Origin of the sequence: Aquiflexum sp., from assembly GCF_041749095.1 — a bacterium.
Classification (GTDB): Bacteria; Bacteroidota; Bacteroidia; order Cytophagales; family Cyclobacteriaceae; genus Aquiflexum.
In genome coordinates this window covers 1-2,012 of the sequence record NZ_JBGTCA010000535.1, presented here as the reverse complement: position 1 = coordinate 2,012, position 2,012 = coordinate 1, and the positions used below count along the sequence as shown (strand labels likewise).

Genomic DNA, 2,012 nt, shown 5'->3' with positions numbered 1-2,012 from the left:
GCGCCAGTTTCGCCCTGCAACTTAGGTGCATAGACAAACTGATCTTTTGTTACTTTGAACTGCTTTCCTGCGATGTTAACAATTGCGTACATAAATGTTTTAATGCTTTAGGAAATTGAGGTGCAAATATAATTATTGTTTTTGGAAGAAAAAAATATACTTGGGAATCAAAAGCTAAATTAATTGTGGTCAATGATTTAGCGTTGTGTAAGCACTCATTTTCAGTAAATTTTAAAGATGAAAAAAAATTGACTAAGGGTCAAATTAAGGTTCGAAAAATGTTCAAAAATATTTTTTTAGCTTGATGAAAAAAAGTTTTGATAGCCTGTAGTGGGCATATTAATTAAATTATTACTTTACATTAAGTATTATATGTATCTATTTTACAAATATTTATACAATATTTGACCAATGGTCAAAAAACGAACATTTTAGACGTTTCATGGGTTTTATTTTTCAGAATAGTTCATCATATTTGTTGGAGGCTGTTCTAAAAAGACGGCCTTTTCTATCCAGTATCATAAGTCAAGACTTGAAGCCTTCATAATCACTAGAAGATTCACGCAAAAAACAAACATTATAATGCAAAATCAAGAACCAATCCTTCAAGAAAACAAAAACAGATTCGTTTTATTCCCTATTCAGCACGATGACATATGGCAGTACTACAAAAAGGCAGAGGCTAGTTTTTGGACTGCTGAAGAAATTGATTTGAGTCAGGACTTAAAAGATTGGAAAAACCTCAATGATGGAGAAAGACATTTCGTTTCACACGTTTTGGCATTTTTCGCAGCAAGTGATGGCATAGTCAATGAAAACTTAGCCGAGCACTTTGTAGCTGAAGTACAATATACAGAAGCCAAATTCTTTTATGGCTTTCAGATTGCTATGGAAAATATCCATTCCGAAACATACAGCCTTCTTATAGACACTTATATCAAGGACAATATGGAAAGGGATAAACTTTTGAATGCCATCGAACATATCGATTGTGTTAAAAAGAAAGCCGATTGGGCACTCAGATGGATTGACAACGGAAACTTCCAGGAAAGATTGGTTGCCTTTGCAGCTGTTGAGGGAATATTCTTTTCAGGTTCATTCTGCTCCATTTTTTGGCTGAAGAAAAGAGGATTGATGCCAGGGTTGACATTTTCAAATGAACTGATTTCTAGAGATGAAGGACTTCACTGTGATTTTGCCTGTCACCTGTACACAGAACATGTGGTGCATCCGTTACCTAAAGAGACTGTGACTGCTATCATCAAAGACGCGGTAAACATTGAGAAAGAATTCGTTACTGATGCTTTGCCTGTAAAACTGATTGGCATGAATTCCGATCTGATGTGCCAGTACATTGAATTTGTTGCTGATAGGCTTTTGGTTGAATTGGGTTGCACTAAAGTTTGGAACAGCACCAATCCATTTGACTTTATGGACATGATTTCCCTTCAGGGTAAAACCAACTTTTTTGAAAAAAGAGTGGGTGACTACCAAAAAGCAGGAGTCATGAAATCCAAAGAATTGGTTGAGTCACCTAAGTTTTCAATAGGTGAAGATTTCTAAGTATTATTTATACCCCACCAACCCAAATTCCATTTGAAAATATGCTTGTAATAAAAAGAGACGGTCGACGGGAATCTGTAAGATTCGATAAGATCACCACAAGAATTGAAAACCTCTGCTACAACCTTGACAGCAGATACATTCATCCAATTGAGGTTGCCAAGAAGGTAATTGACGGACTTTATGATGGTGTGACCACCACTGAACTGGACAACTTAGCAGCAGAAGTATGTGCTTCCTTGACTGTTCAGCATCCGGATTATGCTGTTTTGGCAGCCAGGATAGCCACCTCAAACCTGCACAAAACCACCTCCCAGTCTTTTTCCAATACCATGAAAAGACTGTACACCTACATCAATCCCAATACAGGTGCAAATGCGGCCTTGATTGCTTCAGATATATATGGTGTAGTGAAAAAACATGCCGCCAAGCTTGATGAAGCAATTGAT

Annotated in this window: 3 protein-coding genes; 2 read left to right on the top strand and 1 reads right to left on the bottom strand. The window is 36.7% G+C overall.

All coding sequences use genetic code 11. The features are described 5' to 3' along the window. Positions 1-92, bottom strand: a 92-nt coding sequence (locus ACEW8O_RS24110) for a bL21 family ribosomal protein (RefSeq protein WP_373495497.1), incomplete at its 3' end; no start/stop codon positions are given. 490 nt (positions 93-582) lie between these two features. Here ACEW8O_RS24110 and ACEW8O_RS24105 point away from each other — a divergent pair. Both ACEW8O_RS24105 and ACEW8O_RS24100 read left to right on the top strand, forming a co-directional pair. Beyond that, positions 583-1,563 carry a ribonucleotide-diphosphate reductase subunit beta gene (locus ACEW8O_RS24105; RefSeq protein ID WP_373497185.1) on the top strand — a complete coding sequence of 327 codons (981 nt, stop codon included), beginning with the start codon at positions 583-585 and terminating at the stop codon, positions 1,561-1,563. A gap of 41 nt (positions 1,564-1,604) precedes the next feature. Continuing rightward, on the top strand, positions 1,605-2,012 hold a 408-nt coding region (locus tag ACEW8O_RS24100; protein WP_373497184.1), incomplete at its 3' end, for an ATP cone domain-containing protein.